The following is a 13,901-nucleotide window of genomic DNA, read 5'->3' on the forward strand; positions in this document are numbered from 1 at the left end:
GCTTTCGGCCTGCTACGGTTTGATGGAAAAGTTGCTCCCGGTACAGCGTCTTGCGGCGTTTGAGAGCGGGCAGTCCTGAAAATGACTTTCACCTATTTTGTCATTGGCGCGGGGTCGATAGGCCGGCGGCATTTCGGCAATCTCAAAACGCTTGGATGTAAGGCCCGGCTTGTGCCCTGGCGGGCGTACGACCCGGCTGAATTCCAGGCAGTCTTGAAACAGCACCAGGGTCAGGTGGCAGTCGTGATCGCCACGGCGACCGGCATCCGCCTGGATCTGGTTTCCCTTTGCGCCAGCCTGTCCGTGCCGGTCTATATCGAAAAACCGGCCGGCTATACGCCGGAACAGGTCCGCCAGATTTTCGCAGTGCCTGACCGGCTCAAGCGGTCTTGTGTTGTCGGGTTCATGATGCGCTACCATCCGCTGGTGGCCCATGTGCTGGATCATCTTCCCGAAAAGATATTCCGTTCGCATGTCCAGGTCGGGCATGATGTCTCCCAATGGCGTCAGGACTGGGCATTCTCGAAAAGCTATGCCGCAAAGCCGGACGGGGGCGGGGTGCTGCTGGACTTGTGCCACGAACTGGATCTTGCCTGTGTGCTCGACCCGGATATCAAGCTTCAGAGCGTGCAATGCCTGGGTCATCAGGACTATCCCGGCGTGGATATGGCGGCCTCGGTCACAGGGTTTGGCAAACGGCTGGGCCTATGCACGATCGAACTGGACTATCTGGCGCCCCGGCTTGTGCGGCAGGGCACCCTGGAGGGGCTATCCGGGAAGCTGGAGTACACTCTGACGGACAATGTCGTGCGCAGTTCAACCGGGCAGGATGAAGAGAAGGTGACGCTTGAGTGCGACAGGAACCAGCTGTTCCTAGGGTTGATGCAGGATTTTGTCACCCTTGCAGAGCAACGCGACGGGCCTGTTCATCCCCTGTGCCCGCGGATGGACCGGGTCGAGACCTCCTGCAGGCTGATCGCCGAGGCGTGGTCGAAGAGAACTTTTGTCGGGCAGATTGAGGCGGACGTTCGATGAGACTTGGACATATCGGCGCCCGGAAAGGCTCCAAGGGCGTTCCGGGGAAAAACATGCGGGAGCTGTGCGGCAAACCCCTGATCGACTGGTCGCTGGACCAGTTGCTGGCGAACCCCGTCATCGACAAGGTGGTGGTGTCGACAGATGATCCGGCCCTTCTGCGGCATGCTGTCAAGAAAGGAGCGCTGGACATTGGCCTGCGGCCCGCAGAGCTGGCAACAGACGGTGCCTCCAAATGGAGTGTCTGGCAGCACGCCCTTCAAGCTGCCGAAGCCTTGATCGGCCCGGTGGATCTGTTTGTAGACCTGGACTGCACATCGCCGCTGCGCGCACCGCAAGATATTGTGGAAGCGGTCGCCCTGTTCGAAAGCCAGCGGCCGGACATGGTGATGTCCTGCTGTCTTGCCCGCAAGAACCCCTATTTCAATTTGCTGGAACTTGATGAGACCGGGTCTTTGCGGGTCTCCAAACCTTTGCCGGAGAAAATTGTTGCGCGCCAGAATGCGCCGCTCGTTCTGGAGCACGCTGCCTCCACCTATGCCGTTTCGCCTGCCTATCTGAAATCAGCCGGCGCGCTGTTTGATGGCCGGGTCATTCCTTATGAAATGCCTCAGGAAAGGTGTTTTGATATCGACACGGAGTTTGATTTTCACCTTGTGGAGCTCTTGATGAAGGACAAGTGGCATGCCAGATAGGAAAACTGTGTTCATCACCGGAGCTGGCGGTGTTCTTGGGCGGGTCTATATCCGCACATTTCTGGAGCGCGGCATGGAGGTTGTGGCCTCCGAGCTTCCGGGGGAGCGTTTCGACGGTCTGATGGAAACCTTCGGCGAAGAGCCCGGATTTCACTGCGTGGACCTGGATGTGGGGGAAGAGGCCCAGGTGCGGGAGATCTTTTCTGCGCTCAGATCTAAAGGGCTGCAGCCGAATGTGGTGATCAACAACGCGGCCATCACGGGTGAGTTGTTGATGGGACGGGGGGCCGCGTTTCCGGCCTTTGCCGAAACAACCCTTGAGACCTGGGAGAAGACGCTGAAGGTGAACCTCACCGGCGCCTTTCTCATCGCCCGCCAGATGGACATCGATATTGTCGGCCGCTATCCGGCCAAGCTGATCAATGTGGCGTCCATGTATGCCCTGAACGGGCCACATCACCAGATTTATGAGGGCATGCCGTTCAAGTCTTTCAGCGCCTATTCCACGACAAAGGCCGGCATTCACGGCCTGACGCTGTGGCTGGCCGGATATTGGGCCAAACGCAATTGCACCGTAAACACGATTGCGCCCGGCGCTGTCTTCAACGGCCATTCTGATGAATTCCAGAAGCGGGTCGGAGATCTGATCATGCTGGATCGGATGGCCGCGCCAGAAGAGATCGCAGATGCCATGGCATTTCTGGTCTCAGATGCGTCTCGTTACATGACTGGCCAGATGGTCAATGTGGATGGTGGCTTCAGCGGCTGGTGACGCGCGCGCATTGGTCTGGCGTCAATTGAACGGCGCTCTGGCGGCCTTGAGATTTATTTCCGGGCTTCGCAGATCAGCATTACTTCCTTGGAAAAGCGGATGAATTTGCTTTTCGGTTTCAGCCAGTCCGGACAGAAGGTGCGCGCGGCCCAGACCGCCGCGCCCATCCAGGGATAACGCCAGTAAATGGGGAGTTGAATGAAGCGTCCTGCCCGGACATCCCGGAATCCGGTGATCTTGTGAATGTCGGAGACGGCTTTCAGGGTGAAGGCGGTGCGGTGGGTGAAATCTCCATGAAAGTCCACGATGTTGTATTTCCAGTCGGGCGTCATGGTGATGATCGTGCCGCCCGGTTTCAAAACCCTGAGCGCTTCGGCCAGAATACGCTCCGGATAGTAGAAATGTTCGACGACGGATTTGCTGTAGATCACGTCGAAGAAATTGTCTTCATAGGGCAGGGGGGCTTCCAGGTCACCAACGCGGATATCCGCGTCGGGACACAGGCTCTTGGCACTGTCTGACTGATCAAAGCCATAGCCTTCAGCGCCCAGGGCCATGAACCCTTGGAGGAATTCACCGCGCCCGCAGCCAAGATCCAGAAGCCTGGCGCCCGGGGCCAGCTTGTTGCGCTCCCACAGATGGGCCGTAAGCAGAAACGGATACTGGGTAAACGCCTTGTGCCCATAGGTGACATCCAGATATTCGTTATGCGGCCGCGCTTCGTTGCTGTCTTCGCTCATGTCTTGCCACCCGGTTTCGTGCCGGCGGAGCTCTGGATGCAGAGGTCCTGCCTTGCAAAGGTTCCGGTGTCAGAAGACGCTGTTTGATCCTTCTGAACCCATTGGAAGCCAGGATCGAAGATGTCTGATCACTTCGGCAAGAGCCACAGGGCGAGACTGGTTGAAAACACCGGACGTTTCCAGAAACCTAGTTTCCTTCGCAATTTGCTGCAAGAAACGGCTCCCGCCAAGTCGGAGTTGTCCGCACTTATCTTCATGGAAAGAATTGGGAATTCGCCTGTTGCCCGATCAGCAGCCTTTGCCAGCCGATGCAAGATTGGCCTGCATCTTCCGAAATCCATCCACTCAATTCGGGAGGGTGGATCGAATTGGAAAGCGTTTTTGTAAAAATGGTGGGCGATACTGGGATTGAACCAGTGACCCCTCCCGTGTGAAGGGAGTGCTCTCCCGCTGAGCTAATCGCCCTTGATGCAAACAGCGTGAGCGGCTGTCTAAGGGATCGGCACCGGATTGGCAACCACTTTTTTGTTCCAGCTGTTGACCGTTGCCCCGGCGGGCCGGGAAAAGCTGGCCGCAGAAATCAGAATGAGCCTCAGACCGGGTGGCCAAGGGCCTCAACCGCTTCAGCAAGCTCGTTGAAATGAGAAACAACCTTGTCCGGGCCAAGCTCCTGAACGGGGACGGGCGTATAGCCGAAATCGACTGCAATCACGGGAATCCCGGCATTGCGGGCGGCGTTGATGTCAGTGCCGCTGTCACCGATCATGATCGAGCCGTCAACAGTGCCCCCGGCCCGGAGGATGGCCCCGTGCACCGGCTCCGCATGGGGTTTTGAGACATCAAACGTGTCGCCGCCGACCACCGCATCAAAATAGCCTGTGAGATCCAATTCGGCCAAAAGCGGCAAGGTCAGCTGTTCCGCCTTGTTGGTGCACACGGCCAGCTTCCAGCCTGCCGTCCGGAATGCCTCAAGCGCGTCGGTGACCCCGTCGAAGGGCCGGGTGTGAACGGCAAGGTTTGCCGCATAATGCTCAAGAAAGTGCCGGTAGAGCGGGGCAATCGTCTCTTCGCTCCAGGAGACGCCGTTAAAGTCGAGACCGCGCTGCAGCAGCACCTTGGCCCCCATGCCAACCATGTGCTGGACCTTGTCCTTGGGGATGGCCGTATGCCCGTGCGCTGTAAGCACCGCGTTTAATGTGGCGACAAGATCTTCCATGGACGACACGAGTGTGCCGTCAAGATCGAAAACCAGAACGGACATGAAACCCTCGAAACGGACTGAAAAAGAACGGTTCCTGCCTAGCCGGAATGATCCGGGCACGCAAGGGGCGGAGCAGCTGACCAATGCCTGGCTGCCGCAGCCCCACCGATCTTTTAGACTGCCGGTCTCTTGAAGCTGTCAGAGTTTGTAGGCGGTGCGGAAGCCGCCCCAGTGACGGCCTTCAATCAGGATCGGGGCGTCAATTTCCTTCATCCACACAATCGTGCCGCCGCCCATGTCCCGGGCATAGGACTGGATCAGATAGGGCCGGGTGTTGCGGGCTGCGCTCAGGCCTGCCCGGTCGTCAAAAATCCGTTTGTTGCGGCAATTCGCCGTGTTCCAGACCGGATCGTCAGGCCGCTGCGGCTTGGAGAAGACCAGATTATGCACCGGCAAATAGCCATTGCGGTCGACAGCCGCGCAAAAGGCCATGCCATTGGGTTTGCCGGCCGCCAGTATATCTTCCTGAATCTCCGGCAGAACGGTTTCCAGAAATGGCAGGGCTTTTGTGGAGACCTGTTGCGGATTGGTGCCGTCAATAGGCCGGTAATTGGTGTCAAAGAGATCGTCCAGTGACAGCTGGCGCCGGGAGAGCAGCCCCGCCATTGCCTCAACCACCCGTCTTGCCCCGTCCCGGGCGCAGCTGACATCCCGGGCATGGCGTTCCCGGAAGGTGGCAATCTTCTGGAGGAGGGCTTCCTGAAACGCCGGTGCGGGCCGGTCGAAGCAGCAATGATAGCCATTTTCAGACACAGCCACGATCCGGGCGCCGGTGCGGCCAAGACCAGCCAGCTCCAGTTGAAGCTGTTCGCCTTGCCGCAAGGTTTGCCCATTGGGTATCTTGAAGAGGACACCACCCTCTGAAATATCAAGGGTTTCAATGGCCGCAGAGGCCGTGCCGCCCGAAATGGTGCCGGGCATTTTGACAGGCAGGCGGTCGTGGCGGCGCCGGTTCCCGGCTTCCGTCTGGCGGATCATCATGGTGAACCGGCTTTGAAGCGCGCGCGAGGTGGTGCTCATCTGTGCGCCGGTTTCACGGGCCATGGCGCCGCCATTTTCAGCTGCCACCGCGCTGTCGGAAATCGCTTCGGCGGTCAGCACCACGCCTTTGGCAAAATCTGCCGTCTTGTTGGCTTGTTCGCCAATGGTGTTGGTGGTCTCAACCTGTGAGCGTACTGCATCTTCGACTGCTGCAAAGCTGGGCCGGATCTTGCCCATCACGTCAATGATCCGGTTCACTGACCCGACGCTGGCTTCAGCTGATTGGTTCAGTCTGGCGATATTGGCGACAATCTGCTCAGTTGCGGACTGGGTCTCCACCGACAGGGCCTTGACTTCGTTGGCGACGACCGAAAAGCCACGTCCGGCCTCGCCGGCGCGCGCGGCTTCAATCGTGGCGTTGAGGGCCAGCAGATTGGTCTGTTTTGCAATGTCGGAGATCAGGCCGACCACATCGGCGATGTCGGCAATCGCGTTCTTTAAATCCTGAACACCCTGATTGGCTTCATCGGCAATGTCACGTGCTTCAATCGCAAGCTGGTTGGAGACCCCGACCTGGGATCCGATCTCTGTGCTGGAGGCAGACAGCTCTTTGAGGGACGAGGCCAGGCTGGCCGCGTTTTCATCTGCTGCTGCGGATTGGTCCGATAAAGAGCTCGTGTCGTGCCGGATCGCTTCCAGACGGCTGGTCTGGCTTTCCAGCCGGTCCTGAACCTTGTCCGCAGCAAGAGTGATCGCCTTGGCGGCCACTTGAAGATCGTCTTCAAGGCTGTCGAGAACAAAGGCAAGCTGGTCAGGAGATGGCTCCGTAACGAGGGAAACAGCCTCGACGGGAGATGTGTCATTTTCACAACTCTCCGCAGAAGTATGAGGTGTCTCTTCTGAAACGGGATTTGAATCACGACTTCTTTTGAACAGTCTCATCGGGGTCCAATCTTTCCCGAGTGCGTATCTTTCGAAAAACAATCTCAATTCAATCTAAATTCATGGTTAATGATGTTTAAAATTTTTCAATCTCTCGTAGAGGAAGAAAATTACTTTGCACACTAATGGGTCTTCGGGCAGCGGCGCATGCCACACCAAGCGTGACGTGTTTTTGACCGAGATGGCAGGGGTGCCCAAAAAGCGCCTGTTTTCTGGGAAGGTATGACGCGTCCGGGGTGTTTGCATCGGGGCAGGTCGGGGTTTCCTGCCAGAAGGCGGGAAACACTCTGGACCGGCAGAGGCTGGCCATGGTAAGCACCCGGCGATTAGAAAAGCACCGGCCACGACCCATCCGCTCGGGTGGTGGTTGAAGGGGAGACGATGAGCGATCAGGATAAAAAGGCGGCCGCTGAACGGGCTGCAGAAGATGTGACGCCGGGCATGCGCCTGGGAATTGGAACCGGATCGACCGCGGAATTTTTCGTGCGGGCGCTTGCTGGGCGGGTGCGTGCGGGGCTTGAGGTTATCGGCGTGCCGACATCTGAACGGACCCATGCGCTTGCAGAAGAACTGGGAATTCCGCTCAGCACTCTGGATGAACTTCCTGAGCTTGACATGACCGTGGACGGGGCCGATGAACTCGACCCAAACCTGACCCTGATCAAAGGTGGCGGTGGGGCTCTGCTGCGCGAAAAAATTGTGGCAGCTGCGTCCCGCCGGATGGTTGTCATTGCCGATGCGGGCAAGGAAGTGGCCACACTGGGGCGGTTTCCGCTGCCGATTGAGGTTGTGCCCTTTGGTCTGAAGGCGACCGGGCAGGCGATTGCACACTGCCTTGAAACGAGCGGACTGCCGGCGAAGCTTGTTCTGCGCGGCGGGGCGTCCGATCCGTTTGTCACAGATGGCGGTCATTATATTCTGGATGCCCATCTGGAGGCGATCCCGGATGCTCCGGCCCTGGCGGCCCGGCTTCTGGAAATCCCCGGTGTGGTGGAACACGGACTGTTCATCGGACTTGCAACAAAGGCTTACGTGGCTGGTGCGGAAGGGGTCAAAACCCTGACGCCAGCCTGATGTGTTTGGATTTGGCTGTCCGCGCTGTCGCCGGAGAGCCGTCTAGGAGTAGAAACATGAAACTGACAAGAATGTTCCCGAGCGCAGCCGTCTTCAGTGCGGTTCTGGTGGCTGCTAGTCTCACAAGCGGCGCCGTCCAGGCGCAAGACGCCGTGTCCCCGAGCCATCTGGCCGAAGCCAAGCACGTTGCGGAAGTGACCAAGGTTCTGGAACCTTTTGACGACATTCTGCCGATTCTTGCCGAGCAGACCCGCACGGCTTTCATCCAGTCCCAGCCGACCCGTGCCGAGGAAATCATCGAAGTCACGCAAGGCGTTGCGATCCAGCTGGCCGCGCGCCGCTCGGAGCTGAACCAGGCGGTATATGAAGCCTGGGCGAACAACTTCAGTGAAGAAGAACTGCGGGAGCTGGCGGCGTTCTACAGCACGGATCTGGGCCAGAAACTGACCAAAACCCTGCCGGTCGTCACCCAGCTTTCCGTGGGTGCTGCCCGCGAATGGCAGGACAAGATCTCCACCGAAATGGTAACGATGGTTCAGCAGGAACTGGCCAAGCGGAACGCGGCTGAATAACCAGCAGGCCAACGCAGGTCTTCCACTTTTCAAAGACCGGCCCAAAGCCGGAATGCGGGTCGCAATCGCGGCCCGTTTTGTTTGCCTGCCTCTTTCCGGAAAGGGCTGGAGACATCTTGTCTTGCAGGACGGTGGGCTTTGTCCTATCTGCGGACAGGTTTGACTTCTCAACCGTCCGTCCGGGCAGCGCTGTGCCGCCCGGTACACCAGCCGGCGGCGCACACGCATTCACGACGAGGCACTCATGAGCGATTACGACTATGATCTTTTTGTAATTGGCGGCGGATCGGGCGGGGTTCGGGCGGCGCGTATTGCCGCGACCCACGGGGCCCGCGTCGGGATTGCCGAGGAATACAGATATGGCGGCACCTGTGTCATCCGTGGCTGTGTACCCAAGAAGCTCTTTGTCTATGCGTCGAAATTTTCCGAAGAGTTCGAGGATGCGGAAGGTTTTGGCTGGTCCGTTGGCGAGCGTACCTTCGCCTGGGACAAGCTGATCGCTGCCAAGGATCAGGAGATCACCCGGCTGGAAGGCATTTACCGGCGCAATCTGGAGCGCACCAATGTGGAGGTGCATGACAGCCGGGCGGTGCTGGAGGATGCGCATACGGTCCGGCTGTTGTCGACCGGCCAGACTGTGACCGCGAAATACATTCTCGTGGCCGTGGGTGCATCTCCGAATGTGGACACCAGCGTGCCTGGCATTGAGCATGTGATCACCTCCAATGAGGCGTTTCATCTTGCTGAGCTGCCCAACAAGGTCGTGGTGGCTGGCGGTGGCTATATTGCGGTGGAATTTGCTGGCATTTTTAATGGTCTGGGTGTGGAGACCACGCTAATCTACCGCGGCGAGGAAATCCTGCGCGGCTTTGACCGTGATCTGAGAACCACCGTTCGCCAGGAGATGGAGAAGAAGGGCATCAGGGTGATCCTCAACGACACCTTCACAGCCATTGAGAAACGTGCAGACGGGTCTTTGTTCGGCCGCACAAAGGGCGGACTGACACTGGACGCGGACAAGATCATGTTCGCCATTGGCCGCAATCCGCACACGAAAGATCTGGGCCTTGAACAGGCCGGTGTGGAGATGGATGCGATCGGCGCCATCAAGGTCAAGCCGGATTCCAGCACCAATGTCGCCTCCATATATGCGGTCGGGGATGTGACCAACCGGGCCAACCTGACGCCGGTTGCCATCCGCGAAGGCCACGCCTTTGCCGATACGCTTTTCGGCAATACGCCTTGGACTGTGGATCACAGCCTGATCGCAACCGCCGTCTTTTCCCAGCCGGAAATGGGCACGGTTGGCCTGACACAGGAAGAGGCCCTGGAGCGCACACCCAATCTCGATATCTACAAATCCAGTTTCCGGCCAATGAAACACACCCTGTCCGGGCGCGATGAAAAGATGCTCATGAAGATGATCGTCGATGCGGACACCCAGAAGGTTCTGGGCGTGCATGTGGTTGGGCCTGATGCGGGTGAGCTGGCTCAGATCCTGGGCGTGACCTTGCAGATGGGGGCCACCAAAGCGGATTTTGACCGCACCATTGCGGTCCACCCGACGGCTGCGGAAGAGCTGGTGACCATGCGCGAGCCGACCGAGCAGCTGCGCGGATAAGCCTCTTCAAAGGGCCGCAGGATACCTTGCGCAATGGATGATGACCTGCTTGACCGCGCTTGGAGGGGCTCAGGCCAGGAGCGCGTCGCAGGTCGATACGGGGGAGCGGGTCAGACGTGCGGCAACGTCCGAAGTCCTTCCGCGTGCGGCCTCCGGTAACCCACTCCCGCCCAACGGACATCATTGCACCACATGCCCGGTCAACCAGACCGGGCCGCGTAATGCGCTTAGCCGTTGGCTTTCTTGAGAAAGGGCGGCTTGCCGGTGTCAGGGGCCGCCGGGTCCTTTGGGCGGTTGCCGTCCGGCAAGTCGGAAAAAAAGGAATAACGGCTACGCCCTTGGTCTTTGGAATGGTAGAGCGCGGCGTCCGAGCGGGAGACGATGTCTTCCGCGTTGGAGCCGTCTTCCGGTGCGCGGGCAATGCCGATGCTCAGGCCGATCCGCGCGCTTTTTCCCTCGCTTAAGGAAATGGGGCGCTGTGCAGCGGTGATCAGCGCATCGCAAAGCATGCGCATGCGGTGCCGGGAGGTGTCTTTCCGGAAAATGATCATGAACTCGTCGCCGCCGATGCGGCAGACGAGCCCTTGCCGTCCAACCGCCTCGCTGAGGCGGGCCGCCATCTCCCTGATCACCGTGTCCCCAGCCGCATGGCCATAGGTGTCATTGACGTCCTTGAATTTGTCCAGGTCGCAATGGAGCACCGCGAACCGGTCATTCGGCAGGGATCGCACGGAGCTGGCCAGAACCCGGTTGAACTGCAGCCGGTTGCCCAGACCTGACAAGGTGTCATGGAGGGCCAGATAGCGGTTCTGCTGTTCGCTTGCCTGCAGGGAACTTGTCAGCCGGCCGATCCGCCATGCAATCCCGAAAGCCAGTGCGGCCAGAGCCACGCTCAAGAGCACGATCACCGGAATGATCGTGGGCCAGATGGAGCTGCTGGAGGAAACGCTTTGCCAGTGGAAGGTCCCCAGCGCCTCACCATTCCGTGCGAAGACCGGATGCAGCGGCCCGTCCACGGAGGGCAGGGCATCACTCGTGAAGCCGAACTTTGCAAATTCCAGGTGGGAATTCAATTCCCTCAGCAGCGCCGCGTCCAGATAAAGGGCAGACAGCAGAATCGTTGGCGGGCCGTCCGGCAGCGTCGTTTTGTAGGCGTCGGGAATGACGGGCATGGCTCCGTAAAGAGCAGGCTTTCCGTCAATCAGGACAAAGCCCATGGAGGCGTAGTCGGTCGGTTCTATTCCCAAAAGCGAACGGTGCCCGAAGCCGCCGGGCACGCGCACGCGGTTCCTGCCATATTGGTCCCTTAGATCATTCAAGATGGCGGCAATCGCGGGCGTTTCGGAGACGGGCCGTGAAATGATGTGGGTGTAGTCGTCAAAGGATTCGGCCAAAATGGTGCCGTCTCCGGAGATCAGCATGATCTTGTTGTGCCGGTAATTGGTCCACAATGCGTCAAAGCTTTCGCGGGCATAGGCGGGGGTAAAGCCGCGTACCAGCTGGTCCACGGACCGGTCGGACAGGGTGATGCGCGTTTGTTCGCGGATGATCGCCCGCAGCTTGTCCGACAGCACGCTCTGGAACAGACGGTCCTCGTTGGCGATTGCCTGGCGCGTGGAGGCTTGCGTTGCCACATAGCCTACAAAAAGCAGGGAGACGGAGGTGACGGCAATCAAAAGCCCGGCCAGCACAAAGGCCAGGCGGGAGATGTGCTGCCGGGCCCGGGCCGGAGCCTTGTCACTGTATCTGCGCCGGAAGTCCGTCACGTATGGGGCTTTCGTGTCATCGGCAGGAATCTTAAATACGGTTCTGTTTTTGTGATTATATAAATATTACCGTAGAGATGGAAAGCGATCGAGAGTAAGAAGCCACAGAAGTATTTAATTAAAAGTGTTTTTTGTTTTCGAATATTGTTTGTTGTTACAATGTAAAATTTAAGGGATATTTTTGAATTTTCGGATGACATTGATCTGTATGAAATAACCTCTTTTTAGTTTCCCAAGAGGTGGTTTTCGTTATGGCAAGCGCAGCAGCGCTTTGGCGCTGCGGCTTGTTTTGAGCCGTCCCGGCCCAGGCGCCGGGATCTTCTTTGTCCCAGGATCAGCATGCCTTCAGAAGGCCCCAGCGCGTCGGCCGGAGCAGTGCGGTCTTGAATACCAGAGGCCGCTTGCTGCAGAACTATGGCCTCTTTTCAAGTGGGACCAGCTGGTCCCCCTCAAAATGAGGACGAGGCTGTGGCCGCGTCACGGACAAAGGGCCCGGCACTGCCGGGCAGGCGGGTGTGCTATGGCCGCACGGGCCTCCGTGCCGGACGCGTTGGTCTTGTCTGTCAGATCCGGTCCCGAAGCGCCCTGACAAAAACCTCGATTTCCTCTTCGGTGTTGAAGGCGTGCAGGGAGGCGCGCACGAGGGCTTCAAGGCCGCGATGGGGCAGGTCGATGCGTGAGGAACTGGCCCGGCTCACCGACACATTGATGCTTCGCCCGCCAAGGTGCGTTTTTGCCAGGCGGGCCTTTATCTGCGCAGGCGTTTCCCCGTCCAGGGTGAAGGTCACGATGCCCCCTTTTCGGGCGCCCTTGTCCTGCACCGTGGCTCCGGGCACGGCCGACAAATCAGTGCGGAGCTGGGCCCCCAGGGCGCAGTTGCGGTTGCCGATCCGTTCCATGCCATAGCCGATGGCGTAGCTGACGGCGGCTCCAAGGCCGATCTGCCCGGCTACATAGCGTTCCCAGGTTTCGAAACGCTGTGCGTGGGGCACCAGCTCATAGGTGTCGTCACTGGTCCAGTTCGCTGCCTGAAGGTCAATAAAGGGCGGCTCAATCTGGTCGAGCACCGCATCGCTGACATAGAGAAAGCCGGTACCCCGCGGCCCGCGCAAATATTTGCGCCCAGTGCCCGACAGCATGTGGCAGCCGATCTCACGAACATTCAAGGGGATCTGCCCGGCGGACTGGCAGGCATCCAGAAGATAGAGACAGCCCGCATGGCGGGCGATGTCCCCCACCTCTTCGGCCGGATTGATCAGGCCGCCAAAGGTGGGAATGTGGGTCAATGCAATCAGGCGGGTCCTGGGGGTGATCGCCGCTTTCAGGGCCGCCAGATCAATCTGGCCATCCGCGTCATCCTCCACCAGGTCGATCTCAATGCCCTTGCGCTGCTTCATCTGCAGAAAGGCCACATAGTTGGACACATATTCCGCCCGGCCGGTGACGATCCGGTCGCCTTCGCGGAAATCAATGCCGTAAAAGGCCATGTCCCAGGCGCGGGTGGCATTTTCCACATAGGCGATTTCCTGGGGCATGCAGCCGATAAGGGCGGCAAGGCCCTTGTAAAACCCCTCCATGGCGGCGCTGGCCACGCTTGCGGCCTCGTAGCCACCCAGGCGGGCCTCCAGCTCCAGATGCTCGGTGACTGCGTCCAGGGACGGCTTGAGCGCAAGGCCCGTGCCGGCATTGTTAAAGTGGATCAGCTGGCCTACACCGGGCGTGTCCTGCCGCATGGCCATCACATCCTGTTGGGAAAGGGAGGGAACGATCATGGGACACCTTGCCTTTGGAAAACGGATGTTGCGGGAAAAGAGAAAGGACAGTTAGTGACAATCACATATTTTGGATATGGTTCTCTCGTCAATGCCGCAACGATCCCGGCCGCGGCTGAGATGACGCCCGGAACCTTGCGCGGCTGGGTGCGCGAATGGCGGGTCTGCGGCGAGGGCGAAGACGGCCAGGGCCGCTGCGCGCTCAGCATCCGGCCGGAGCCGGGGGCTGAGATCTGCGGGGTGATGGTGCGCGAACCGAAGGCCCGCCTTGCGGCGCTGGAACAGCGCGAGCAGCGCTATCAGAAGATTTTGGGCCAGGGCCCGGCCTTTTCCTGTGACGCGCTAGGGGCCCCGGGGCCGGAGGATCTCTTTGTCTTTGCTGCAGCGCCTGAGCACCGGCGCTGGGGCAGCGCAACCCATCCCATTTTGCAAACCTATCTCGACTGCGTTCTGGCGGGCTTTGACCGGCTGTGGGGCGAAGCGGGCATCGCCCATTTTCTGGACACCACCGACGGATGGCACGTCCCCATCCTGCGCGACCGTGACGCACCCCGCTATCCAAGGGCCGTTCAACTGGACGAAGCCACGCGGGGGCGGATCGATAGGGCTCTGGCTGGCCTGGATCTGGTGTTTGTTGAGGAGGGATAAAGAGCGGCCCTTGGGCGTTCTG

12 protein-coding genes and 1 tRNA gene are annotated in these 13,901 nt (G+C 59.2%); 7 read left to right on the plus strand and 6 right to left on the minus strand.

Annotated features, from left to right (window positions below):
* The first annotated feature begins 81 nt into the window (after positions 1-81).
* The 3 genes from ACXAH0_RS20130 to ACXAH0_RS20140 are packed head-to-tail and all read left to right on the plus strand — an operon-like array spanning position 82 to position 2,502.
* Positions 82-1,035, plus strand: coding sequence for a Gfo/Idh/MocA family protein (locus ACXAH0_RS20130; RefSeq protein ID WP_475194517.1), 954 nt, complete (start codon positions 82-84; stop codon positions 1,033-1,035).
* Positions 1,032-1,730: an acylneuraminate cytidylyltransferase family protein gene (locus tag ACXAH0_RS20135; RefSeq protein ID WP_475194518.1), complete on the plus strand. Its 699-nt coding sequence runs from the start codon at positions 1,032-1,034 to the stop codon at positions 1,728-1,730. The genes ACXAH0_RS20130 and ACXAH0_RS20135 overlap by 4 nt, the downstream gene beginning before the upstream one ends.
* Positions 1,720-2,502 carry an SDR family oxidoreductase gene (locus ACXAH0_RS20140; RefSeq protein ID WP_475194520.1) on the plus strand — a complete coding sequence of 261 codons (783 nt, stop codon included), beginning with the start codon at positions 1,720-1,722 and terminating at the stop codon, positions 2,500-2,502. The genes ACXAH0_RS20135 and ACXAH0_RS20140 overlap by 11 nt, the downstream gene beginning before the upstream one ends.
* Before the next feature lie 53 nt (positions 2,503-2,555).
* Here the strand turns inward: ACXAH0_RS20140 and ACXAH0_RS20145 are convergent, their stop codons facing one another.
* The 4 genes from ACXAH0_RS20145 to ACXAH0_RS20160 all read right to left on the minus strand — a co-directional run bounded on the left by ACXAH0_RS20145 (position 2,556) and on the right by ACXAH0_RS20160 (position 6,426).
* Positions 2,556-3,242, minus strand: coding sequence for a class I SAM-dependent methyltransferase (locus tag ACXAH0_RS20145; protein WP_475194523.1), 687 nt, complete (start codon positions 3,240-3,242; stop codon positions 2,556-2,558).
* A gap of 390 nt (positions 3,243-3,632) precedes the next feature.
* A tRNA-Val gene (locus ACXAH0_RS20150) sits at positions 3,633-3,707 on the minus strand.
* Between the two features lie 127 nt (positions 3,708-3,834).
* Entirely contained in the window at positions 3,835-4,503 is a 669-nt protein-coding gene (gene gph, locus ACXAH0_RS20155; protein ID WP_475194527.1) for a phosphoglycolate phosphatase, read from the minus strand.
* A 138-nt stretch (positions 4,504-4,641) separates the two neighbouring features.
* A complete protein-coding gene (locus ACXAH0_RS20160; protein ID WP_475194529.1) occupies positions 4,642-6,426 on the minus strand; it encodes a methyl-accepting chemotaxis protein in 1,785 nt (594 codons plus the stop codon).
* Between the two features lie 381 nt (positions 6,427-6,807).
* Here ACXAH0_RS20160 and rpiA point away from each other — a divergent pair, with 381 nt between their 5' ends.
* From rpiA to gor, 3 genes are all read left to right on the plus strand, one after another.
* The gene (gene rpiA / locus ACXAH0_RS20165) at positions 6,808-7,500 is read left to right on the plus strand and encodes a ribose-5-phosphate isomerase RpiA (RefSeq protein WP_475194531.1); all 693 of its coding nucleotides are present in this window, start codon (positions 6,808-6,810) and stop codon (positions 7,498-7,500) included.
* A gap of 56 nt (positions 7,501-7,556) precedes the next feature.
* A complete protein-coding gene (locus tag ACXAH0_RS20170; RefSeq protein ID WP_475186250.1) occupies positions 7,557-8,072 on the plus strand; it encodes a DUF2059 domain-containing protein in 516 nt (171 codons plus the stop codon).
* Positions 8,073-8,316: 244 nt separating this feature from the next.
* The gene (gene gor, locus ACXAH0_RS20175; protein ID WP_475186253.1) at positions 8,317-9,693 is read left to right on the plus strand and encodes a glutathione-disulfide reductase; all 1,377 of its coding nucleotides are present in this window, start codon (positions 8,317-8,319) and stop codon (positions 9,691-9,693) included.
* A 227-nt stretch (positions 9,694-9,920) separates the two neighbouring features.
* Here gor and ACXAH0_RS20180 read toward each other — a convergent pair whose 3' ends face one another.
* Positions 9,921-11,459 (minus strand): sensor domain-containing diguanylate cyclase, encoded by a 1,539-nt coding sequence (locus tag ACXAH0_RS20180; protein WP_475186255.1) that lies wholly within the window; start codon positions 11,457-11,459, stop codon positions 9,921-9,923.
* Between the two features lie 563 nt (positions 11,460-12,022).
* Positions 12,023-13,231: an aminotransferase class V-fold PLP-dependent enzyme gene (locus ACXAH0_RS20185; protein WP_475194533.1), complete on the minus strand. Its 1,209-nt coding sequence runs from the start codon at positions 13,229-13,231 to the stop codon at positions 12,023-12,025.
* A gap of 54 nt (positions 13,232-13,285) precedes the next feature.
* Between ACXAH0_RS20185 and ACXAH0_RS20190 the strand changes: the two genes are divergently transcribed.
* Positions 13,286-13,879 (plus strand): gamma-glutamylcyclotransferase family protein, encoded by a 594-nt coding sequence (locus tag ACXAH0_RS20190; RefSeq protein WP_475194537.1) that lies wholly within the window; start codon positions 13,286-13,288, stop codon positions 13,877-13,879.
* The last annotated feature ends 22 nt before the right edge of the window (positions 13,880-13,901 follow it).

The organism is Roseibium sp. AWQ4_290, assembly GCF_056160985.1.

Excerpts from the sequence above, each read along its gene's own strand:
- ACXAH0_RS20135 (WP_475194518.1), top strand. The coding sequence starts at position 1,032 with ATGAGACTTGGACATATCGGCGCCCGGAAAGGCTCCAAGGGCGTTCCG.
- ACXAH0_RS20170 (WP_475186250.1), top strand. The coding sequence starts at position 7,557 with ATGAAACTGACAAGAATGTTCCCGAGCGCAGCCGTCTTCAGTGCGGTT.
- ACXAH0_RS20140 (WP_475194520.1), top strand. The coding sequence starts at position 1,720 with ATGCCAGATAGGAAAACTGTGTTCATCACCGGAGCTGGCGGTGTTCTT.
- gph (WP_475194527.1), bottom strand. The coding sequence starts at position 4,503 with ATGTCCGTTCTGGTTTTCGATCTTGACGGCACACTCGTGTCGTCCATG.
- ACXAH0_RS20145 (WP_475194523.1), bottom strand. The coding sequence starts at position 3,242 with ATGAGCGAAGACAGCAACGAAGCGCGGCCGCATAACGAATATCTGGAT.
- ACXAH0_RS20160 (WP_475194529.1), bottom strand. The coding sequence starts at position 6,426 with ATGAGACTGTTCAAAAGAAGTCGTGATTCAAATCCCGTTTCAGAAGAG.
- ACXAH0_RS20185 (WP_475194533.1), bottom strand. The coding sequence starts at position 13,231 with ATGATCGTTCCCTCCCTTTCCCAACAGGATGTGATGGCCATGCGGCAG.
- gor (WP_475186253.1), top strand. The coding sequence starts at position 8,317 with ATGAGCGATTACGACTATGATCTTTTTGTAATTGGCGGCGGATCGGGC.
- rpiA (WP_475194531.1), top strand. The coding sequence starts at position 6,808 with ATGAGCGATCAGGATAAAAAGGCGGCCGCTGAACGGGCTGCAGAAGAT.
- ACXAH0_RS20130 (WP_475194517.1), top strand. The coding sequence starts at position 82 with ATGACTTTCACCTATTTTGTCATTGGCGCGGGGTCGATAGGCCGGCGG.